This is a genomic window from Methylobacterium sp. Leaf88, from assembly GCF_001422795.1.
In the GTDB taxonomy this organism is placed as follows: domain Bacteria; phylum Pseudomonadota; class Alphaproteobacteria; order Rhizobiales; family Beijerinckiaceae; genus Methylobacterium.
On record NZ_LMMK01000007.1, the window covers coordinates 144,674 to 162,698 of the forward strand.

Below are 18,025 nucleotides of genomic sequence, written 5' to 3' on the forward strand. Positions count from 1 at the left end.
GGCTCTAGGAACTGGCCCATTCCGTCTACCTCGACAGCGTGGAGGAACGCTTTGTGAGCGGCTTGATCGGTGAAGAAATTTTCCGTCCAGACGGTTGAGCCGCCCTCCTGATCGACAACCTCTAAGGTCCAAGCCTCTGCAGTGCCCGCAAAGCGGTAGATCTGAACCTCGACGGTGATCCCTTCGCGTGTGAAGAGACCCGATAGGTGTGAGTGCTCAAGCTCGCGATCAGGTATCGACAAGGGCCACCTCTTCACATGCTTGAGAACCGGCCCTAACCCAATTCATCACTAGGCTGGCGGGCCGGAAGGCGGATGCTTCAGCACTTCCGTAATCTCCTCCCGCGATTTACCGCGAACACGATATCCCATTGCCTCAAAGCGTTCGATGAGCGCGGGGCTTTCGTCCGCCGAGGCCGCGGCCCACTCCGCAAGCATGTTGTTGATTGAGGCGAGGCGTTCACTAGGCGCCGCATCGGCGTTCGGATCTTCATCGGTCATCAGGTTCGTCTCCATCGTTCGGGATGAACGGCCGAGCGAGCTATGACAAAGCGACGTTCATGCCGCGATCAGTTCAGGAGCGCCCAAGGGTGTGCCTTCGATCAATCCGTCAGTTTTGATGAAGCTTCCTACGTGTCGTGTGACCCGCCGTTAGATAGGAACGATGCCCAGAGCGGTTGGCATTCGGCGGTAGCCGACGAACCCGAATGCCCCCACCCGTCAGGGCGGACGGCGAACGCTTGTCCGCTCCTGATCGCCTCGGCTGTGTTCTCTGGCCCAGCAACGCCCTGCGTACCACCCGGTGCCGTGGCGGGCGAAAGGCCGGCGGGTGGGCTGGCGCCTATGCCTCTCGCAGATGCGCTGTGGCTCCAGATTACTGATCCCAGCAAAGCCAGGGAGATCAGGCCTATCGATCTCAACATGGGGGGGGCCTTTTCAGCCTAGCCGCTGGTCGGGAGCATCATCGCGCGGCGTTCCATTGTAGCCCTCCATCCAAGATGCACGCTCCTCGCTGTCACTTGAATAGGGCAGGCGTCCTTGGGGCGACCATGAATGCGGGCTTGTGCGCCTTCCTCGATCGGATCAATGTGTGAATGACGGGTCTGGGCCATGACGGTGACTCCGCTCTCGGGTGACCATGAATAACTGCACCGAAATGGAACATGATCCTGCGGCATAGCATGCAGCGCTACCCCTAGCCGATGACGATACCACTCGGCTCTTCGCTTCCCGCAGGGGCGTGGAATCGCGTGGAAGCGCGTTGCCGTGAGACATCATCGGATCGGGATCGCACTTCATGAAGCTCACTCTCTACATCGCCGGAGCGCTGCACATCGCGTTCGGCATCTTCTTCCTGCTCGCGTCTTCTGGAGCGCCCGCATCGGAGGGCGGACTATACCTTGGCCCAGCCCTTGGAGGCACGATCGGCGGCTTCGTCATGCTCGCGCTCGGTCGAGCGATCCAGCTGCTGAAGCGTATCGAGCGGAGCGTCAGACGCCCGGTCGAGGACTCGATCCAGCCCTGACCCGTCACTGCATCTTTTGAAATGGAAAGGTGTCCCCAACGCCTGGCGGCACCGTTCCGTAAACCGCGAGCGTGACGGGCTCGGTTACAGAGGCTGGACCTCGGCGATCCCAAGCTCGACCGGCGAAGGCCTGCCGAACAGGCTAACCGCCACGCCAAGGCGATCGTTGGCGAGGATCGCGTTCACTACGGCAGGGAAACTCGCAAAGGGACCCTCCCGAACGATCACGCTTTGGCCGACCTTTATGCCAACCGGCTCGACAATCTCGCCTTGTGCGATCCTCCCAACGAAGCGCTGCAGCACATCAGCGTCGAGCCGAGCCGGCTTCAGGACCATGCCTCCGATGTTGCCCTCCGTGGAAGCGTCCGCGACGGGATAGCAGACGAGTTCAGCGACCCCGTGGGCAGCCTTGGCCTCGTCGAGGTGGTTGGCATCAGCAACCCCAATGAAGACGGTCCTCAGAAGCATCGGCTTGCGGCGGACCACGCGCCGGCCGCGACGGACAACGACCTCAGAGGTACGCGGCTGGTAGGTCACCACGTCTGCGGCCTGGAGAGCCTGCAGTGCTCGCTCGCCCATGCGCGGCTTCGTGCGGGCGATGTACCAGAGCAAGGTCGGATCGATGGTGGGTGACGCTACCCCGCAAATCGGATCTGCAGCGCTCCTGGCGTTGGCCATGGCCGGCTGGCCAGGCGCGGCACGACCGATCCCCTCCCTCAGTTCGATCCGACGCAGTTCTCGACGCTGGCGACGCTCACGTTCACGCTGGCGCTTGCCCTTGGCTCGGCTGCTCATGGGTACTCCTTGGAATGGGACAGGGAGGAAGGGTGAAGCTCAGGCGGCGCGGCCCGCTTCGAGCAGGACGTCGTTCCAGTCGGCGCCGGATCCGGCAGGGATCTCGACCCGGACCTTCAGGCCCCGCTGCGCCAGACGGTGCGCTAGGGCGTAGGCGGCTGCCTGGCCGCCGAATTTCGGATCGCGATCCCCGAAGATGAGGATCTCCCGAGCCGTAACGGGGGGCATCCACTTCGCCATCATGCTGCTGCTGACGGCAGCCCAGGTTGGGACCCCGAACAGAGAGGCGGCTGCGAAGGCGGTCTCGATGCCCTCCGCAATGCCGAGGACGGGTCCCTCCTCGAACAGCCTGATCGCTGCTCCTTCGGGGATGGTGCCCGGCATCAGGCGACGCGGGACCTCGACCGGTGCCTTATGGCCGTCCGGGGTCAGGTATGTTCGGTGTAGCGTGGCAGGCTTGCCGTCGGGTCCAGAGACCATGGCGATCATCGCCGGGTGCCAGGAGGGCTGGTCATCCTGATAGCGCAGCCGTTCCACCGTCCGGAGGCATCGCGGTGCTTCGTTGAGGCCGACGCGGGTCACTAGGTAGAGGGCCACCGGATCGCCGGGCACGACAACCTTGGATTCGCGCCAGAGACGGCGGAGCGATGCACGACAAGCGTCAGGCGACGAGCGGCGTCGGCCTCTCTGCTCGGGCACGCTGCCCAGTAGTAAGTCGACCCGCTGGGCGAGATCGCGGAACCCGCAGCCCGTCGCCTTCATCGCGAGGTCGGCCCCGTCGCCGGCACCGCAGTGATTGCAAATCCACGTCCCACGACCCTCGCGGTCGTCGAACCGGAACCGGGTCTTGCCACCGCAGATGGGGCACGGGCCCTGTTTGCCCGACAGGTAGCGGGCGTCCACCCCGACGAGCGGCAGGAGACCGGCCCAGCGCCCCCTGGCCCGATCACTGAGCGGCGTGCGCATGCGTGCTGCCCTTCGCTTTGATGTAGGCGATCTGGCGGGATTTGATCCACGACAGGATGAAGGGCGTCGGCTCGACCAGCGGCGCGTTGTGGTAGCGATCAGGCCAGACGCCGGTCAGCTCACGGAACTTGTGGGCGGCCCAACCCTCGGAATAGTTGCGGCGCCGAGCGAAGTGCTTGAGCTGGCCGAAGAGCGATTCTTTCTCGATCGTGCTGGCCTGCGCCCGCTTGGGCGTCATCTCGACAAGCTCGCCGTCGTCGCACTGGACCTCGCTCTGCTTCTCCGGCTTGAAGCCGCAGGCGGGGCACTTCGGGACCTTGGGCGGCTTCAGGAAGGCGCATGAGGGGCACTTCGTCGGCAGGGCCTCGGGCCGGACCTTGGCCTCACGCTTCTGGCGCTGGCGACCATCGTCGAGGGCATCGTGGTGAATGTCCGTGACCAAGCCGAGCCGAAGGTGGGTGTCGGAGTGGTCGAGGATCAGGCAGTCCGACTTGCCCTCGGCGGTCCGCAGGCCGCGCCCGATGATCTGGACGAACAGCATCTCGGATTTCGTCGGCCGGGCGAGGACGATGCAGCGGACGTCGAGATCCACGCCCGTTGTCAGGCACCCGACACTCGCGATGGCGCGAAGCTCGCCCGCGGTGAAGCGCCGGAACAGCGCCTCGCGTTCGGCGGACTTGGTGTAGGCGTCGATGTAGCCGGTTGGGACCCCTGCCGCCTCGAACTGGGCCTGCAGGTTCTTCGCATGGGCCCGGTCGACGCCGAAGATGAACGTCGGGCGGTTCTCGCTCCGCTGCAGCCATGTCTGGACGATGTCCGCGACCAGGGCAGGCTTGTTCATGGCCTTGCCGAGATCGCCCTCGTGGTAGTCGCCGGCGACCGTGCGGACCCCGGACAGATCGGGGTGCGACGGCGCGTAGACCCGGAACGGCGACAGGTAGCCGGCCTCGATCAGTTCGGCCGTGGTCGTGACCTGCACGAGGTCGTCGTAGAACTTGCCGAGGCCCTTGGTCCACGGCGTTGCCGACAGCCCTACGAACGGCACCGAGGCCCAGTCCTCGGCCTGCATCCAGACGCCCAGCATCTCGAACCAGCGGTGAGCTTCGTCGATCACCACGATGTCGAACCGCGGGATCGCTCGCCGCTGCAGGGTCTGGATCGATGCGATCTGGATCGGCCGCGTCGGGTCCGTCATCGGGTGATTGCCCTGGATCACCCCGACGTCGCGGATGCCCTCGGCCCAGAACGAGCGCACGGTCTGGTCGATGAGCGACAGGGCCGGAACCACGAACAGCACCCGCTTGCCCTTCGACAGGGCGCCCTGGACGATCGCCGCCGCGACGACGGTCTTGCCTGCACCAGTCGGAGCTTGAATCATCGGGCGCCCATGTCCCGCAGAAAGCGAACTGCGAAGTCGATTGATCATCTCGTGCTGGTGCGGCCTGAGCGTTCTCATCGAACACCTCCGACACGGACTTGGCCGTTGACGATCTTCGTGATGTGCTGTCGCCGCACGCCGAACCGAACGGCAATCTCTCGGTGAAAAAGACCTGTTCCGCCGAGCCTTCGGATTTCTGCTACCGCGGCATCGCTGAGCTTTGCGGCGTAATGCGTCTCGCCGACGGCAGAAGAGAGGTTCGTTGCGCGAGCGTGATCATTGTTCTCAGAGTAAGTGGTCCACTCCAAGTTCTCGACGCATGGGTCCGTCTTGACGCCGTTGCGATGATTGACGATGGGCAGCCGTCGTGGGTTTGCGATAAACGCGATTGCTACCAGCCGATGGATTAGCATCTTCCGTGGACGCCCATCGGCGTCCATCAGCGACACATAGGGGTAGCCTTGCGGACTGACGGTGTGCCGCAACATCCGGCAAGCGCGGATTGCGGAGAACACTTCGCCAGCGTCGCCGACCATGTAGCGGGGAAAGCCGAGGATGGCGCGGAAGCGCTGTCCATCAACAACCACTTCGGAATGGCCCGCTGCGAGGGATTCTCGCAGCCGCTCGACGATCCGGACCTGATGGGGGCGGAGGACCCGGCTCATCAGGCGTCCTCCTCGACGACGTCGAGTTGGTCCCAGTCGTCGTGGTCCTCGCCGTGTTGGAGGACGGGCCCGAAGGCGTCGTCACCGAACGGATCGGGGGGTGCAGCCCCGGGGGCTCCCCCGTACAGAGCCTTTTCCTGAAACGTCTCTTCGCGGCTAGGTAATAGGTTCCTTTGAGTTCCTGTTAGGTTCTTTCCCCGGCACGTCGTGCCGCTTACCCGTCCTTCATATGCCGCTAACCCGTCCTTAATCTGCCGGTAACCCTCCCCACCCTTGGCGGCATCCTCTGCCGCAAAGGGTGGTTCCTCGGAGGCGGCGTCGACAATCGCCAGGAGGTCGAAATCATGGCCGAGGTTGAGGGTGATCAGGTCCGCCGCCCGGCCCCCGAGCCGGTTGCCACGGGGCATGCGCTGGATCACCTGGGCGGCGGTGAGTTCGGCGAGCACCAACCGAACCGTTCGGACAGCGAGCCCGGTGTCGGCCGCGATGGTGGCCTGCGAGGGCCAGCACTGCCCCTGCTTGTCGGCGCGGTCTGCGAGGGCAGTAAGGACGACCCGGCAGGTGGTCCGCACCTGCTGACGCTTCACCCATTTGGCTGCGATCACGCTCATCGGCCGGCTCCCTTCAAGGAAGCGGCGACGAGATCATCGGCGGCACGGTAGGCGTGCTCTGCAGCCTTCGGCAGGCTCGATGCCTTGGCGATGGAGGTGCAGCCGTAGCGCAGCAACCGCTCGCCGAAGTCGACGACCATCCGGTTGTCGCCGGACACCTGAGCCCGCTGGATCAAGTCCAGACAGAGGTTCCGCAGGGCCGCGTCGGCCGCGTCATAGAGGCTTCTGTCCGCAGACAGCCGTGGCTTGAGATCAGACATGACGCTTCCGTTCCGAAAACCGGGCTGCGGTCGGTGAAAGGTTTCAGGCTGTTAGGTCGTCAGGTGCCGCGCGGGCGGCTTGGATCAGGGAGGGGCGCGGATCTGCACGCGGAGGCGCACCTCAGGCTTCAGGTGGCCCCGGAACTCGGCCGGGGTTTCGCAGCACCGCTCGCGGAAAGCCTCGAGGCACGCCGCCGTCTCGCGATGCGCAGCCGCGCGCTGCCGGTTCGTCTCCGCGGCGATGGGCAGGTCTTCCGCCTCAAGGCTGAGCGCGAGGCGGCCATCCTGAGCGGCCCGCTTCTCGTGCCACCGGATCAGGCGGTCGATCGAGGCGGTCGGCGGCACGTCATAGACGAACGGCTCAGCCATGGTGCTCACGGCTTCCCCGCAGCCGCGCTCGCAACTGGGTGACCTCCCCACTCAGCCGGGCGATCTCGTCCTCGAGATCGAGGTGGGTGCGCTCGTCCGAGGCCAGGTGCGCCCGCATGAAGGCCGTGTAGGCGTCCGCCGCGGCCTGATGGTCGGCGAGGTCGTCGCTGGTCTGAGCGAAGCGCTTGGCTTCCACCCACCGGTCGAACAGGCAGGACCGGTACGCCTTCACCCGCTCGACGATGGGCGGGGACGTCGAGGAATTGGAGACAGCAAGGGGCATCGGCCAAAGCTCCGGGGTTCGGGAGCGCCGTGTTCGGGCGGGAAGACAGGGGTGGCGGTGGAGCGCTAAAGCCGGCTCACGGAGGCGGCTGCGCGTGGGTGAGCGGGATCACTCGTCACTCTCCCTGAGCCAGACGCCGAGAGCGGTAAGCGAGAGCCCGAAGCGCATCAGCGTCCGGCCCACCGGGTCGCGCAGCCAGACGGGACACGCGTTCCGCAAGCGCTTCGAAATCTGCCGCGAGGCACGCCAATTCATCTGATCTCTCCCGGCTGCGTGCTGCGCGTGCCGCTCGGATAGCGTCGATCTCGACGGCCTCGACACGCCGGGCCTTGCGGTACCAGAGGTCGAAGGCACGCCAGTAGGATAGGCCCGCCCGTCGCGCGGCTCGCCCGATCTGGGTCTTCACCCGGTCGTCCGCCGCGAACGGCCGGGCCAGTTCCCGCAACCCCTCGGCCGCTTCAAGAACCAGGGCGGTCAACGACCCCTCCCAAGACTTTTGGGACATCTCCCAACGCTCCTTCGCCACAGTGATGGGCGTGACGAGGAGGTTGAGTTTGGAGTCCCTGAACGGTGGAACGGACAAGGTCGGACCTGACGTGCGCGGTGCTCTGGCGGGCGAGCGCGTGCGGCAGGGCCGAACCCTGGAAACAGAGATGGGAGGCGGTCACGAAGCCGCCTCCGCGAAGGCGCGAGCCGGCTTGATCGGCTCCAAGTCGGCGGCGCGGACCATGCCGCCGGAGATCTCTTCGATGCGGGCGGCAACCCTGATCGAAGGCCCCCTCTGGCGGAACCTGAGCTTGCGGACCCCGAAGATGGAGATGTCGCCGATGCGCTCGGCCAACACGGCATCGTCGATCTCGGCCGTGCGCATCCAGTCCTTGAGCAGCATGGCGGGCTTACCTCCGGCCGGTGGGGGTGGACGCAGCGAGCCGCCGGCACTGCCCACGTTGGGCGATGCCCTGGCCGTGCTCTGCGTTGACTTGATCGCGGTGCTGCCGGCGCAGGATCGACGGGCTGCGCAGGAGCGGCTGGCGAACCGCCTTTACGAGCAGGCCTGCACGCCGCGGAGTGGACAGGCGGCCGCGCTGCTGGGCGCCATCGCCAACGCGCTGATGCGCCTGGAACGCTGAAGGGTCTCGGCCATGCTGACCCGAGGATTTGGACATCCCGACCAGGAGACGACCATGGCCGACGACACGGATGAGGAGATGTTCGAGATCGAGTTGGACTCGATTGAACGGACGCTGTGTGCTCCGACGGCGATCTACGACATTCAGTTCGACTGCACCCGAGGCGACTGCATCGTGAACATCACGGTGACGATCGACGCCGAGAACGTGACGACGCTGGAGATCGTCCCGATGGGCATGAGCGAGTTGAACCGATCTTTCGCTGCCCTGGCCGAACAGACGAAGGCGTGGCGGATCGTTCCGGGATAGCCTGAACGCGAGAATGGTAGCGTTCATGCCTGAACGCTCCTTGGATTTATGGTATTGACGCCGCGGTACGGATCGATTTCAGCGACATGAGCATTGCCTTGCTCCGCTGTTAATTGAAATAGACTGTATTGATCCACAGATTTTGGGTCTGGAACGTTTTCAGGCCAGGCAGCATCTGCCGGCCAATTTGCCCTGAACCACAACATGACTTCTTCGTACTTGCGTATGGTGAAAGTTACCGAAGGATCTGCTAAGCGCCGAAAAAAACGCCAGTCCCCGGCCGCCCTCTGCCCGATCGTCGACTCACGCCCGCCGACTGCTGAGATGTATACAGCGAGGCAGGTCACCAAATTTTCGCGCAAGAAGCTATCCATAGCCCGACGATAGTCGGACGTTTCCGAATAGTCAACGGAAACGTCCGAGTGGCGCTCTTGAGCGCATTTTCGGATAAGACCGAATGACAAAGCGGAACCTCAGCCTCTTGAAGCAGCGAGTTAGCACCCGGCTATCTCAGCTCGACATGTCTCCCGCCGAGGCAGCTCGACGGGGAGGGCTAGCTAAGGATTTCATATATGACATCCTGAATGAACGAAAAAAAACAGTTCGCGCTGACAGTATTGAGAAATTAGCCCGGGCTCTAGATTGCGATTGGCAGTATCTAGATGGCTCTCAGCATGAAATTAGCATTGTAGATAATATTGTAGATTTTGACAGACCGCCTGTTTACATTGTTGGAGAGGTCTCTCCCGGAGTTTGGCTGGACAAAGATTTCATATACAGCCATCGATCCCAGGCCTCCGACATGCCTACCTTGCCGCCAGATACTAGATTTCCATCAGAAGGTCAGGTCGACCTGTATATCCGTGGAAATAGTATAAACAGATTTGCGCCGAGCGGCTTCATCTTACGATGCGTGCTAATGGATTTCTGGCCCGAGCTAATCCGCGATGGCGATTTGCTTATTATTGATAGATTTCGAAATGGCCTACGAGAAAGAGCGGCTTGGAGAATTCGACCTACGCCGCAGTACATAGACTTTTCCTCGGATACTTCTGATCGCAAGGAACAAATTACATGGAGAGCTCCCGTAAGCACTCCAGAGAATCCATTAAGGGATGCTGCAACCTTCAAGGAGTTTGCAGGCTACGAACCAGATGAATACAAACCGGTTGCGGTGGCGATTTTCGCCTACGCCGAATCGCGCATACGAAGAATGTTCTGACCGATTTCCGAAATTTCGTTGACATTCGGAAACTTCCGAATGATGATCTGCTCTATCGCCCCAGCGGTGGAGCCCTTCCGTGCTGCTCAACCTCCTCCCCTTCGCCCCCATCCTTGGTCTTTCAGTCATTTGGTTCGCCGGCCATCTCGCCTTCCAGATGGAGGGCTGATCGATGGCTTCCGAACCCCCGGCTACGAGGAGGGCAAAGGAGATCTGCCAGCCCGAGTGGCGCTCTGCGCTACTGGCTGAAGCCGTCCGACACACAGCTCATCTCGCCGGGCCGATCAGCCCCTTCGCGTTGTTCCGACACCTACAGGACTGGCTCGGCTTGGCCGAGGAGGAATGCGGCGGCGAGATCCACACCATCCTGTTCCTGATGGTCCGCAGCGGCCTCTACACATCGAATACGCACGACGTGGAGACCGGCACCATCACCCTGGCTGCGGAGACGCGCCTGACCGCCTCACGCGTCTTGACGCTGTGCCTGCACAGCGACGTCGAGGCCGAGACCGAGGGCGAACACGAGATCTGAGAGGTTTCGGGTGAGCGCGGCGCGCCACCCGACACAAACGGCCCCCGCCAGTGCAGCAACACCAGCGAGGGCCTTCCCCAAACCCAGGAGATGAAACCATGGAACAGGGCAATTGCCTTGATAGCACCCTCATGTCCGCACGCCATGAGGTCGACGTTCGATTTTCGGGTGAGCCTACGCTGGAGACGGCAATCACCGGCCTGCTGCAGGACCCGTCACGGGACGGCTCGGCAGGCAACGGCACGCAGATCCTCGAAATCGGAGCAGGGCAGCCGGACCTGCCGCCTGCCATGCCCGGCGAGTGGCACGCGAACTCGCCGACGCCTGAGCTGTTCGCCCTGGTCAGCGAATGGATCACCCTCGACGCGGAAATGAACACCCGGCCGATGAGCGACGCCGAGCTCTCCCTGAAGGGCAACCGCTCGTACGAGCTCCACGGCCTGATCTGCGCGTTCGAGGCTCGGTGCTTCGAAGATATGCGGATGAAGACGGCCATCTATCGATACGAAGGCCGCGACGCGCGCAGTCTGGCAGGTGAGCCGCCCTCGATGGCAGAGGCCGCTTGGCTCAGCGTCGTACGCGATATCGAGGCGCTCGGTGACAAGCAGCCCATCCGCGGGCTGGGCATCTATGATCCAGCATACCCTGTCATCGAGGAAGGCCGCCGCCTGCTACGGGCCTACCTCGACGCCCACCACATTTACGAGCAGGACCCAACGACGATCGACCCGCGCCCCGAATGGAGCGCGGCGGGCCGTGCCTTGGACGATTACCTCAAGGGAACGATCCTCGAGACGGTGCCACTCACGACCGGCGCCTGCCGCGAACTGGCGCGTTTCGCCGTCGAGTACTCCGACGCGATGGAGTGCCAGATCTCGGACGGCGACGAGAAGGTGATCTCGCGCCTCATCGCGCAAAGCCCGATGCTGGACGAAGGGATCAAGAGCACGAAAGCCGGGCCGGTCTTTGCCCTTGCCAAGGCTGATGCCGATGCGCTCGGCCTGTCGGCGCTCGGCATCCACGAACTCAGCGGTCTCTACGACAAACTCGGCGCCGCTCGCGCGCTGTGGGGCGCGGCGATGTGCGAGCCCCTGGCTGTGGCTAGCCGCTCAGCCCAAGGCTTCGTCGTTCGATCGCACTTCGGCAGCCGAGCGGAATACGAAGACAGCCGCGCCGCCTTCCTCATGGATCGGATCGCGACCGAGATCGGCAACCGTCCCGCGATCAACGACCAGGAGCGCGACAACCAACTGGCTCTGCGCATCCAGCAGGAGATCGCGTGCGAAGGGCGCATTCAGAACCCGGCCCTGCTGGCAGACATCGCCCAGGCCTGGGGCTGAACCGATGTCACATCTGACTGGCACCGCCGCGCTCGCCCGCTGCGTCTCCACCATCCTCCGCCGGGACGGCAGCGAGATCCAACTCGATGCCATCCAGAGCAGCGCCGAGGGCCAGGCGATCCTTGCCGAGATCGACGAGGCCATCCTCGCGATCGAGGGCCAAGTCGCCTTCGGCCGGGAGACCGACGATCCGTCCTGGCGAACCCGGGCGGAGATCGCGCTCAAGCGTAAGCGGAGGAGCCGTCCCCTGCTGCAGGAACGGATCGGTGCGCTCCGGCGCGCCGAGCGGGCGGCAGCGCTCGGCGCCAGTCAGGCGCAGGTCTCATCGAAGGTCGACGCCAAGCGGCATGCCTTCGTCCAGGCCGCCTACGAACTCCTGGGTCACGAGGCCTGCACGGAAGTATGGGCACGGGCCCAGGAGAAGCAGCCGGCGCTGTTCGCAGGAAGCTCCACCGACCCAACAGGGGATGCCGCATGAAACCCTCACGCGACATCACCGCGGATCGCTTCCTCGCGGCTGCTTACACCGACGCCGTCGGACGTAGATGGGATGTCACCCTGCTCGACCGGCTCCTAAGCGAACCACCAATCCGCGAAAGGGTCAGCAACCTCTATCGCGATGCCTTTGACGATGAGCGCGAGGAGGGGTTCGACTTCCACCCCATAACTGTCTGGAAACTGCTCAAGCAAGGCATCAAACGGGAAGAGGTCGTCGCTCTCTATCTGCTACTTGTCGTGCGCTACCGCGATCGGCTCGAACTCAGCGGCGGTACGCGATGAAGAGGTCTATCGATCTTAGGTTTGAGCCGCCGGACCCGATCCTGGCAGCGCTCGAACTCGTCGAGGCGGCCGAGCAGGCTCACAGCGCAGCTTGCATCTCACTCGATGAAAACGACGATGCCTCCGTCCGCCGCTGTAATGCGGCTTGCGATCATGCGGCCGCAGCACGGCAGGATCTGATGGGGATCATGCCAACGACGCTCGGCGGTCTCCGGGCCCTCGCTGAGCATCATAGGCGCTGGTGCAAGCAGGGCGCGGAGGATGGCTTCGCCCAAATCGTCCGGGCATTGGCGGCTTGCGAGTCGGAATGGCCTTTGAGCACACCCAGCAGGGCGGAAACTGAGCGAAATCAGGCACATATCTGCCTGATTCCGCATGAGGTTTCGACACCACACCCACTGGGATGCTCCAGCGGAATTCCCGGCCCTGCCGAACTCAGATTGGCATGGTCGAGGCTCGCTCCCGCCGCCCGCGATCAGATCGGCCTCGTCGTGCTGGATATGGTGCTGCAGGAGTTCATCCACGGCGACGCCTGCGTCGTGGGTGGCCAGCCCGAGGACCGACCCTTCCCGGACGATTCGGACGAGCATGACCAGATCCGGGGGATGGCTGCCGAAGCATCGAACCGACGGCTGAACGAGCTCACCCCGCTACTCTACGGGCTCCTCCCGGACCTCTTCGGGCAGCCCGGCGAGAATCCGATGTGGTGTGCCAATCCTGGTGGTCGACCCGGTGATGCCAGCAGTACCGATCGTGGTCCGACCGCCTTCCGCGACCGATCGGGGGAGGGGCATGTGAACGGAGGTCGCGGTGGCTGACCTCCTCACGCTTCACGAGGCCGCTGCCCGCATCCCGATGAGCCCGAAAACGCTTCGGGGCTACATGGCGACCGGCGCCGTGAAGCACATCGCATTCGGGCATGGCTTGAAGCGGAAGCGGCGCATGTTCCACCCTGACGACATCCAGGCCTTCATCGACGGGCTGCGGAGGAGCGAGTCGTGTCCACCTATCGACCGAAAAACAAAGCGGGCGCGCACACCTCTCCTTTCTACCTCTACGACTTCTGGCTTGAAGGTCGTCGGTTTCATGGCTCGACGGGCTGCCGCCTTAAGCGAGAAGCGGACCGCGAAGAGCAAAAGCAACGGCTGATCGCGAAGGCGCAGATCGCCGCTGCACCGACGCAAGACGAAGCGGCTCCACTCACGATGGACATAGCTGCGGACCGATACTGGGAGGAGCGAGGTAAGTTCTTCCGCGGAAACGCCCGGGCCACATTCGAAAGTTCGCTCGCCTGGCTCGTCACTGCCGCCGGTCCCGACACCCCGATCCGATCCATAACGAATTCGACGGTCGCCTCCCTGGTGGCGCGGCGCCGAGGCGAAACCGCGAAGCGCAGCGGGAAGCCTCGCCCGGACACACCGCCACCGAAGCTCGTCACCAACTCCACGGTGAACAGGACCGTTCTCGAACCGCTGCGCATGTTGCTGAACCGCGCCCGGGACGCCTGGGATGAACCCGTGGCCAAGATCGCCTGGGGCACCCACCGGCTCGACGAGCCGAAGGAGCGGACACGCGAACTCACGGATGACGAAGAGGCCAGTCTCTTTGCAGCGCTCCCACCGGACTACCAGGTGGTCGTCGACTTCGCCCTGATGACGGGCTGCCGCCTCGCCGAATGCGTGGGGCTACGCTGGTCCGACATCGACTGGGGAGGGCGGCAGATCACCATCCGAGGCAAGGGCGACAAGACGGTGCAGATCCCGTTGTCGGCCGGTGTTCGTGAGTTGCTGTTCCCGTTGCCAGGCATCGACGGCGAGGGCGCAACACGATCCGGCCCGGTCTTCACCTACGTCTGCCGGAAGGCGAGGGGAGACCGCAAAGCCGGGGACAGGCTACCGATCACCTACGAGGGGCTGAAGACGCAGTGGCGCCGGTCCCGGGAGGCTTCCGGGGTCACGAACTTCCGCTACCACGACAACCGGCACACCGCGGCGACGCGAATCCTACGGGCTGGCGGCAACCTCAAGACAGTGCAGGTCCTCCTCAGGCACGAGGACATCACCACCACGGCGAAGTACGCGCACGTCAACGACCACGACGTGCGGTCCGCGATGGAAGCCGCGGAGTCCCGGAAAACCCGATCCATTACGCCGAGTCCCGAAATAAGTCCCGAAATCGAGTCTGAGGTCGCAAAACGGCTGACAGCCAGCCCGAAGAAACAGTAATGATCTTATGGACTTGCAGGTGAGGGGAGGGGATCTAATGCGGCTTTGGCCCGCTTGTCCCAAACCAGATGCGCTACCAGACTGCGCTACACCCCGACACGCTTGCGCGTAGACGGGACGTACGGTTTCGAGGGGCAAATGGCAACCGGGCGAGGCGGGGATCAGGGCAACGAATACCGCCCGACGCCCTGATCGGGCCCCCCAGGGACCGGGAAGAGTCCCGCACCGCGTGCGGGGGACCTGCCCGTCCGCCCTCGCCGGCTCCCCCCCATTGCTGGACAGCGACGGTCGCGCGCTTCCACATCGCCCATGCGAACCGAATCGACGGAGCCGGGCATGAGCGACGCGAGATACCGCGCCCTGGAGGCGCGCATCGACGCCTTCGAGGGCGAGGTGAAACGCGCGCGGAACGAGATCCAGTGGGCGATCGCCCTGATGTTCGTCGTCCCGGTCGGGTTGCTGATCATCCTGCGCGTCTGGTCCTGAGAAGCCTCATCGGCAGGACCGCCGACGAGACGTCGGGAACAGTTCGCATTCGACGCCGATCGTTAACGTGGCGGTCACGATGACGGCAACCGACGCGATCCTCGCAGTCGAACCATGGTATTGAAGGTCGAACGAGGGTCGATCGATGGTCTTGATTCTACTGGCCGCCATGGGCGGAGGCATGCTCTCGACGGCGCTGCTGCTGCCGTACGGCATCCTGACCGCTTTGTTGGGTGCGCCGCTGACCGCGAGCCTCTGCGCCGCCGCCGCCGGTGCCGTGATCCTGCTGCGCCGGGGCGACGATGGGAGCACGGATGTGGCCTTCGACGAAGCCATGGACGACCGGACGGACGCCATGGTCAAGATGCTGCGCGACATCGCCGCCAAGGGTCGCGAGACCGGCGCGGATGCCGAGCGGCCGGCGCGCAACGCCAAGGCCGCCTGAGGCAAGCCGCACCCGGGGCGCAGCCCTCGCCCCTGGGGAAGCGTCGAACAACGATCTGCGCCACCCCCAGCAACGACGGTCGCGCTGACCGGGCGCTCACCCCCAGAAGCGGGACTGGATCCGGAGCACCAGGATGGCGATCGGGACGCCGGCGTCCCACGATCAAGACGGCCCGTCCCGATCGCGTCACTCACGGAAAACGAGCGGTCCGTCACGTTGCGCGGGAGGGCGTCCGCCCCGCGGGCGAAGGTGTGCCTGCGAGCCCTGGCGTCTCTCGTGGACGGGGTCGATCTACACCCGCACGTCGACGATGCGGCGTTGGCGGCCCACCACGTCCCCCTCGGCATCCCGTGCCCGATCCACCTCGACGGAAACGGTGCGCGGCTCGGCCTCGTGGCGTCGCGCCGCATCGTTCCGGGCGCCATGCACGATCTCGGTGGCGCGGATGATCCCGACCTGCATGAGGGGAACGGTGATCGTCATGGGCGTCGATCCTCCGAAAACGTGCGAGGGGGGCCGCGGCTCAGGCGAGGATGTCGAGGACCCGGCGCTCGGAATCGAGCGTGGATTTCAGGATGGCGGTGTTCATCCCGATATTGGCCTTCTCCTGCATGAGCTGGACGGCGGTGGTCGAGAGATCGACCTGGGTCGCGCTCGGCAGGCTGGTGCCGAGCGTCGCGATCCCCTCGGCGGCCGTGGCGTAGCGCTGAGTCGCCGCCAGAAGCCCGCCGCTGCTCGCCGAAATTGCGCTGACCATGCCGTCGCTCCCTCATTTCCCGCGATGCAACCACGGTCCCCTGAATTCCCCGTTGTGAAACTACGGCGCATTTGAACGACCGACCGCGGCCCTCCTCCGTCCCGGCTTGACCCCCGTTCCTCCGAGGCCCACCTCGGGCCCGACGCGACCGGACCGAGCCCCGGCGCGCAGCACGGAGACCGCGATGATCGATCTGTACTATTGGCCGACCCCGAACGGCCACAAGGTCACGATGTTCCTCGAAGAGGCGGGGCTCGACTACACCCTCAAGCCGGTGAACATCGGCAAGGGTGACCAGTTCAAGCCGGATTTCCTGGCCATCGCCCCGAACAACCGCATGCCGGCGCTCGTCGACCACGCGCCGGCAGGCGGAGGCGCCCCCGTCTCACTGTTCGAATCCGGCGCGATCCTGCTCTACCTCGCCGAGAAGACCGGGCGCTTCATCGCCGGGGACGTGCCCGGCCGCGCCGAGGTGCTGCAATGGCTGTTCTGGCAGATGGGCGGCCTCGGGCCCATGCTCGGCCAGAATCATCACTTCACCCAGTACGCGCCGGAAAAGGTGCCCTACGCCATCGACCGCTACGTCAAGGAGACCAACCGCCTCTACGGCGTCCTCGACCGTCGCCTCGCCGACCGCCCCTTCGTCGCCGGCGCGGACTACTCGATCGCCGACATGGCCTGCTATCCCTGGATCGTGCCCTACGAGAAGCAGGGCCAGCGCCTGGAAGATTTCCCGAACCTCCAGCGCTGGTTCCGGGCGATCGCCGAGCGCCCGGGGACGAAGGCCGCCTATGCCCGCGCTCCGGAGATCAACCCGGATTTCGGGAAGACCCTGAGCGAGGAGGCCAAGAAGGTGATGTTCGGCCAGACCGCCGCGACGCGCGGCTGACCCGGACCGGGGGGCGCCCTGGCGCGCTCCGATCCGCTCTCCCGGCGGGATCGATCGGATCGGGCCTGCCCGGGTCCTCAGCGCCTCAGGGTGTCGAGCGGCACCGGGGCGGCGTGCGGGCGGGTCGCCAGCATGCCGTCGATCAGCGCCAGCACTTCGGCCCGGCCGCAATTGGCGGCTGGCTCGAAGGGCGTCCAGGTCTGGGTGAAGTCGAGCTGGGCGAAGACGTCGCGGTAGCGCCGCAATTCGTTCGTGGTCAGGGGCACCCCGCGCACGAAGGCCTTGTGGGCCGAGATGGTCAGCGCCCGCCGGAAGTCCTGCGGGTCGAGCTCGAACTTCAGGGCGTCGCCGCAGAACAGGATCTTTCGCCTGCGATCGAACAACACCGCGTGGCCGTCGAAGTGGCCGGCCGTGCGATGGAGTTCGAGGCCGGGGAGGGGCTCGAGGAAATCGTCGTAGGGCCAGGACACCTGCAGCGCCGCGCTCCAGACGAAGTCCGCCGCAGCTAAGCAGAGTTCCGGATCGAAGCGGTCCTGAAGCTGCACCAGCGCGCCGTAGGCATGCGGGTGCGAGGAGGACAGCACCTGCATCCCTCCGAGGCGCGCGATGTGCTGGAGAGCGGCCTCGCTGAAGACCGGGCAGGCCTCGAATCCCATGTTTCCGGCCGGAGTCTGGACGAGATAGGCGCTGGGCCCGATGCCCGAGACGGGATCGTTCCAGAACCGCCACACGCCGGGCTCCAATTCCTCCCAATGGCAGGGAAACCGGTCCTGCGCTTCCCGCTCGGTCCAGAACTGCCAACCCTTCTGCGGTACCACGTGGCGGGCGTCGAGGCACATCGGACAGGTCGGCGGGCGATCGAAATGGCGCTGCCAGAACCCGCAATTGTCACAGGTGTAGGCGGGAAGGTCGAGGGCGCCGGCGAAGGGCAGGTATCCGGGAGACACGAAGCGTTGCTCTCGTTGGCGGCGTCGGCCGCGGGTAGCCTCGGGCTGAGGCGTGCGCATATAGGCGCGAGGCGGAGACCGGCCATACGGCACCGCACCTGAACGCCACCGG

At 64.7% G+C, this 18,025-nt stretch carries 28 protein-coding genes; 13 read left to right on the forward strand and 15 right to left on the reverse strand.

The annotated features are described in order from the left end of the window. Positions 1-290: 290 nt before the first annotated feature. The gene (locus ASF20_RS23095; RefSeq protein WP_082501187.1) at positions 291-500 is read right to left on the reverse strand and encodes a hypothetical protein; all 210 of its coding nucleotides are present in this window, start codon (positions 498-500) and stop codon (positions 291-293) included. 796 nt (positions 501-1,296) lie between these two features. Here ASF20_RS23095 and ASF20_RS04965 point away from each other — a divergent pair. Next, entirely contained in the window at positions 1,297-1,524 is a 228-nt protein-coding gene (locus ASF20_RS04965) for a hypothetical protein (RefSeq protein ID WP_056271557.1), read from the forward strand. Positions 1,525-1,608: 84 nt separating this feature from the next. Here ASF20_RS04965 and ASF20_RS04970 read toward each other — a convergent pair whose 3' ends face one another. The 10 genes from ASF20_RS04970 to ASF20_RS05005 all read right to left on the reverse strand — a co-directional run bounded on the left by ASF20_RS04970 (position 1,609) and on the right by ASF20_RS05005 (position 7,740). Further along, positions 1,609-2,319, reverse strand: a complete 711-nt coding sequence (locus tag ASF20_RS04970; protein WP_156647964.1) for a transcription termination/antitermination NusG family protein — start codon at positions 2,317-2,319, stop codon at positions 1,609-1,611. Between the two features lie 39 nt (positions 2,320-2,358). Then, complete coding sequence (locus tag ASF20_RS04975) at positions 2,359-3,285, reverse strand: toprim domain-containing protein (RefSeq protein WP_056271562.1); 927 nt, start codon at positions 3,283-3,285, stop codon at positions 2,359-2,361. Beyond that, the gene (locus tag ASF20_RS04980; RefSeq protein ID WP_082501173.1) at positions 3,266-4,741 is read right to left on the reverse strand and encodes a DEAD/DEAH box helicase; all 1,476 of its coding nucleotides are present in this window, start codon (positions 4,739-4,741) and stop codon (positions 3,266-3,268) included. Before ASF20_RS04980 ends, ASF20_RS04975 begins: the two co-directional genes overlap by 20 nt. Continuing rightward, positions 4,738-5,328 carry an HNH endonuclease gene (locus ASF20_RS23100; protein WP_082501174.1) on the reverse strand — a complete coding sequence of 197 codons (591 nt, stop codon included), beginning with the start codon at positions 5,326-5,328 and terminating at the stop codon, positions 4,738-4,740. The genes ASF20_RS04980 and ASF20_RS23100 overlap by 4 nt, the downstream gene beginning before the upstream one ends. Then, positions 5,328-5,939 (reverse strand): helix-turn-helix domain-containing protein, encoded by a 612-nt coding sequence (locus ASF20_RS04985; RefSeq protein WP_056271568.1) that lies wholly within the window; start codon positions 5,937-5,939, stop codon positions 5,328-5,330. The genes ASF20_RS23100 and ASF20_RS04985 overlap by 1 nt, the downstream gene beginning before the upstream one ends. Then, the gene (locus tag ASF20_RS04990) at positions 5,936-6,199 is read right to left on the reverse strand and encodes a hypothetical protein (RefSeq protein WP_056271570.1); all 264 of its coding nucleotides are present in this window, start codon (positions 6,197-6,199) and stop codon (positions 5,936-5,938) included. The genes ASF20_RS04985 and ASF20_RS04990 overlap by 4 nt, the downstream gene beginning before the upstream one ends. An 84-nt stretch (positions 6,200-6,283) precedes the next feature. Continuing rightward, positions 6,284-6,568 carry a hypothetical protein gene (locus ASF20_RS04995; protein WP_056271573.1) on the reverse strand — a complete coding sequence of 95 codons (285 nt, stop codon included), beginning with the start codon at positions 6,566-6,568 and terminating at the stop codon, positions 6,284-6,286. Then, positions 6,561-6,851 carry a hypothetical protein gene (locus ASF20_RS05000; protein WP_056271575.1) on the reverse strand — a complete coding sequence of 97 codons (291 nt, stop codon included), beginning with the start codon at positions 6,849-6,851 and terminating at the stop codon, positions 6,561-6,563. Before ASF20_RS05000 ends, ASF20_RS04995 begins: the two co-directional genes overlap by 8 nt. A 115-nt stretch (positions 6,852-6,966) precedes the next feature. After that, on the reverse strand, positions 6,967-7,329 hold the full coding sequence (locus ASF20_RS23840) for a hypothetical protein (protein WP_156647965.1): 363 nt from the start codon (positions 7,327-7,329) through the stop codon (positions 6,967-6,969). Between the two features lie 186 nt (positions 7,330-7,515). After that, positions 7,516-7,740 (reverse strand): hypothetical protein, encoded by a 225-nt coding sequence (locus ASF20_RS05005; RefSeq protein WP_056271578.1) that lies wholly within the window; start codon positions 7,738-7,740, stop codon positions 7,516-7,518. Here ASF20_RS05005 and ASF20_RS05010 point away from each other — a divergent pair. Then, the gene (locus ASF20_RS05010) at positions 7,739-7,981 is read left to right on the forward strand and encodes a hypothetical protein (protein WP_156647966.1); all 243 of its coding nucleotides are present in this window, start codon (positions 7,739-7,741) and stop codon (positions 7,979-7,981) included. The genes ASF20_RS05005 and ASF20_RS05010 overlap by 2 nt on opposite strands. Before the next feature lie 54 nt (positions 7,982-8,035). After that, positions 8,036-8,290: a hypothetical protein gene (locus ASF20_RS05015; RefSeq protein ID WP_056271584.1), complete on the forward strand. Its 255-nt coding sequence runs from the start codon at positions 8,036-8,038 to the stop codon at positions 8,288-8,290. A gap of 23 nt (positions 8,291-8,313) precedes the next feature. Here the strand turns inward: ASF20_RS05015 and ASF20_RS23845 are convergent, their stop codons facing one another. Beyond that, a complete protein-coding gene (locus tag ASF20_RS23845) occupies positions 8,314-8,664 on the reverse strand; it encodes a hypothetical protein (protein ID WP_156647967.1) in 351 nt (116 codons plus the stop codon). A gap of 83 nt (positions 8,665-8,747) precedes the next feature. Between ASF20_RS23845 and ASF20_RS23850 the strand changes: the two genes are divergently transcribed. The 9 genes from ASF20_RS23850 (at position 8,748) to ASF20_RS05055 (ending at position 15,320) form a co-directional block, all read left to right on the forward strand. After that, on the forward strand, positions 8,748-9,512 hold the full coding sequence (locus ASF20_RS23850; RefSeq protein ID WP_156647968.1) for a helix-turn-helix transcriptional regulator: 765 nt from the start codon (positions 8,748-8,750) through the stop codon (positions 9,510-9,512). Between the two features lie 328 nt (positions 9,513-9,840). Further along, on the forward strand, positions 9,841-10,044 hold the full coding sequence (locus tag ASF20_RS05020; RefSeq protein WP_056271587.1) for a hypothetical protein: 204 nt from the start codon (positions 9,841-9,843) through the stop codon (positions 10,042-10,044). 98 nt (positions 10,045-10,142) lie between these two features. Beyond that, positions 10,143-11,384 carry a hypothetical protein gene (locus tag ASF20_RS05025; RefSeq protein ID WP_156647970.1) on the forward strand — a complete coding sequence of 414 codons (1,242 nt, stop codon included), beginning with the start codon at positions 10,143-10,145 and terminating at the stop codon, positions 11,382-11,384. 4 nt (positions 11,385-11,388) lie between these two features. Next, positions 11,389-11,862, forward strand: coding sequence for a hypothetical protein (locus ASF20_RS05030; protein ID WP_056271592.1), 474 nt, complete (start codon positions 11,389-11,391; stop codon positions 11,860-11,862). Beyond that, positions 11,859-12,164 (forward strand): hypothetical protein, encoded by a 306-nt coding sequence (locus ASF20_RS05035; RefSeq protein ID WP_056271595.1) that lies wholly within the window; start codon positions 11,859-11,861, stop codon positions 12,162-12,164. Before ASF20_RS05030 ends, ASF20_RS05035 begins: the two co-directional genes overlap by 4 nt. Beyond that, positions 12,161-12,982 (forward strand): hypothetical protein, encoded by an 822-nt coding sequence (locus ASF20_RS23855; protein WP_156647971.1) that lies wholly within the window; start codon positions 12,161-12,163, stop codon positions 12,980-12,982. The genes ASF20_RS05035 and ASF20_RS23855 overlap by 4 nt, the downstream gene beginning before the upstream one ends. 180 nt (positions 12,983-13,162) lie before the next feature. After that, positions 13,163-14,389: a site-specific integrase gene (locus tag ASF20_RS05050; protein ID WP_156647972.1), complete on the forward strand. Its 1,227-nt coding sequence runs from the start codon at positions 13,163-13,165 to the stop codon at positions 14,387-14,389. 336 nt (positions 14,390-14,725) lie between these two features. After that, a complete protein-coding gene (locus ASF20_RS23860; protein WP_156647973.1) occupies positions 14,726-14,875 on the forward strand; it encodes a hypothetical protein in 150 nt (49 codons plus the stop codon). A gap of 145 nt (positions 14,876-15,020) precedes the next feature. After that, positions 15,021-15,320, forward strand: coding sequence for a hypothetical protein (locus tag ASF20_RS05055; protein ID WP_056271606.1), 300 nt, complete (start codon positions 15,021-15,023; stop codon positions 15,318-15,320). Between the two features lie 291 nt (positions 15,321-15,611). Here the strand turns inward: ASF20_RS05055 and ASF20_RS05060 are convergent, their stop codons facing one another. Both ASF20_RS05060 and ASF20_RS05065 read right to left on the reverse strand, forming a co-directional pair. Beyond that, a complete protein-coding gene (locus ASF20_RS05060; RefSeq protein WP_056220990.1) occupies positions 15,612-15,803 on the reverse strand; it encodes a hypothetical protein in 192 nt (63 codons plus the stop codon). Between the two features lie 40 nt (positions 15,804-15,843). Continuing rightward, positions 15,844-16,077, reverse strand: a complete 234-nt coding sequence (locus tag ASF20_RS05065) for a hypothetical protein (RefSeq protein ID WP_056271609.1) — start codon at positions 16,075-16,077, stop codon at positions 15,844-15,846. 184 nt (positions 16,078-16,261) lie between these two features. On the opposite strand from ASF20_RS05065, the gene ASF20_RS05070 reads away from it, so the two are divergent. After that, entirely contained in the window at positions 16,262-16,966 is a 705-nt protein-coding gene (locus ASF20_RS05070) for a glutathione binding-like protein (RefSeq protein ID WP_056271612.1), read from the forward strand. Positions 16,967-17,043: 77 nt separating this feature from the next. Here the strand turns inward: ASF20_RS05070 and ASF20_RS05075 are convergent, their stop codons facing one another. After that, positions 17,044-17,913, reverse strand: a complete 870-nt coding sequence (locus tag ASF20_RS05075; RefSeq protein WP_056271616.1) for an MBL fold metallo-hydrolase — start codon at positions 17,911-17,913, stop codon at positions 17,044-17,046. Positions 17,914-18,025: the final 112 nt, after the last annotated feature.

What these genes read in the sequence shown, in the direction of transcription:
- ASF20_RS23095 (WP_082501187.1), bottom strand. Translation starts at nt 500, where the DNA reads ATGACCGATGAAGATCCGAACGCCGATGCGGCGCCTAGTGAACGCCTC.
- ASF20_RS05000 (WP_056271575.1), bottom strand. Translation starts at nt 6,851, where the DNA reads ATGCCCCTTGCTGTCTCCAATTCCTCGACGTCCCCGCCCATCGTCGAG.
- ASF20_RS05030 (WP_056271592.1), top strand. Translation starts at nt 11,389, where the DNA reads ATGTCACATCTGACTGGCACCGCCGCGCTCGCCCGCTGCGTCTCCACC.
- ASF20_RS05055 (WP_056271606.1), top strand. Translation starts at nt 15,021, where the DNA reads ATGGTCTTGATTCTACTGGCCGCCATGGGCGGAGGCATGCTCTCGACG.
- ASF20_RS23855 (WP_156647971.1), top strand. Translation starts at nt 12,161, where the DNA reads ATGAAGAGGTCTATCGATCTTAGGTTTGAGCCGCCGGACCCGATCCTG.
- ASF20_RS05010 (WP_156647966.1), top strand. Translation starts at nt 7,739, where the DNA reads ATGGCGGGCTTACCTCCGGCCGGTGGGGGTGGACGCAGCGAGCCGCCG.
- ASF20_RS04990 (WP_056271570.1), bottom strand. Translation starts at nt 6,199, where the DNA reads ATGTCTGATCTCAAGCCACGGCTGTCTGCGGACAGAAGCCTCTATGAC.
- ASF20_RS04995 (WP_056271573.1), bottom strand. Translation starts at nt 6,568, where the DNA reads ATGGCTGAGCCGTTCGTCTATGACGTGCCGCCGACCGCCTCGATCGAC.
- ASF20_RS05005 (WP_056271578.1), bottom strand. Translation starts at nt 7,740, where the DNA reads ATGCTGCTCAAGGACTGGATGCGCACGGCCGAGATCGACGATGCCGTG.
- ASF20_RS23100 (WP_082501174.1), bottom strand. Translation starts at nt 5,328, where the DNA reads ATGAGCCGGGTCCTCCGCCCCCATCAGGTCCGGATCGTCGAGCGGCTG.
- ASF20_RS05015 (WP_056271584.1), top strand. Translation starts at nt 8,036, where the DNA reads ATGGCCGACGACACGGATGAGGAGATGTTCGAGATCGAGTTGGACTCG.
- ASF20_RS05035 (WP_056271595.1), top strand. Translation starts at nt 11,859, where the DNA reads ATGAAACCCTCACGCGACATCACCGCGGATCGCTTCCTCGCGGCTGCT.
- ASF20_RS23850 (WP_156647968.1), top strand. Translation starts at nt 8,748, where the DNA reads ATGACAAAGCGGAACCTCAGCCTCTTGAAGCAGCGAGTTAGCACCCGG.
- ASF20_RS23860 (WP_156647973.1), top strand. Translation starts at nt 14,726, where the DNA reads ATGAGCGACGCGAGATACCGCGCCCTGGAGGCGCGCATCGACGCCTTC.
- ASF20_RS04970 (WP_156647964.1), bottom strand. Translation starts at nt 2,319, where the DNA reads ATGAGCAGCCGAGCCAAGGGCAAGCGCCAGCGTGAACGTGAGCGTCGC.
- ASF20_RS23845 (WP_156647967.1), bottom strand. Translation starts at nt 8,664, where the DNA reads ATGGATAGCTTCTTGCGCGAAAATTTGGTGACCTGCCTCGCTGTATAC.
- ASF20_RS05070 (WP_056271612.1), top strand. Translation starts at nt 16,262, where the DNA reads ATGATCGATCTGTACTATTGGCCGACCCCGAACGGCCACAAGGTCACG.
- ASF20_RS04965 (WP_056271557.1), top strand. Translation starts at nt 1,297, where the DNA reads ATGAAGCTCACTCTCTACATCGCCGGAGCGCTGCACATCGCGTTCGGC.
- ASF20_RS05065 (WP_056271609.1), bottom strand. Translation starts at nt 16,077, where the DNA reads ATGGTCAGCGCAATTTCGGCGAGCAGCGGCGGGCTTCTGGCGGCGACT.
- ASF20_RS04975 (WP_056271562.1), bottom strand. Translation starts at nt 3,285, where the DNA reads ATGCGCACGCCGCTCAGTGATCGGGCCAGGGGGCGCTGGGCCGGTCTC.
- ASF20_RS05060 (WP_056220990.1), bottom strand. Translation starts at nt 15,803, where the DNA reads ATGACGATCACCGTTCCCCTCATGCAGGTCGGGATCATCCGCGCCACC.
- ASF20_RS04985 (WP_056271568.1), bottom strand. Translation starts at nt 5,939, where the DNA reads ATGAGCGTGATCGCAGCCAAATGGGTGAAGCGTCAGCAGGTGCGGACC.
- ASF20_RS05025 (WP_156647970.1), top strand. Translation starts at nt 10,143, where the DNA reads ATGGAACAGGGCAATTGCCTTGATAGCACCCTCATGTCCGCACGCCAT.
- ASF20_RS04980 (WP_082501173.1), bottom strand. Translation starts at nt 4,741, where the DNA reads ATGAGAACGCTCAGGCCGCACCAGCACGAGATGATCAATCGACTTCGC.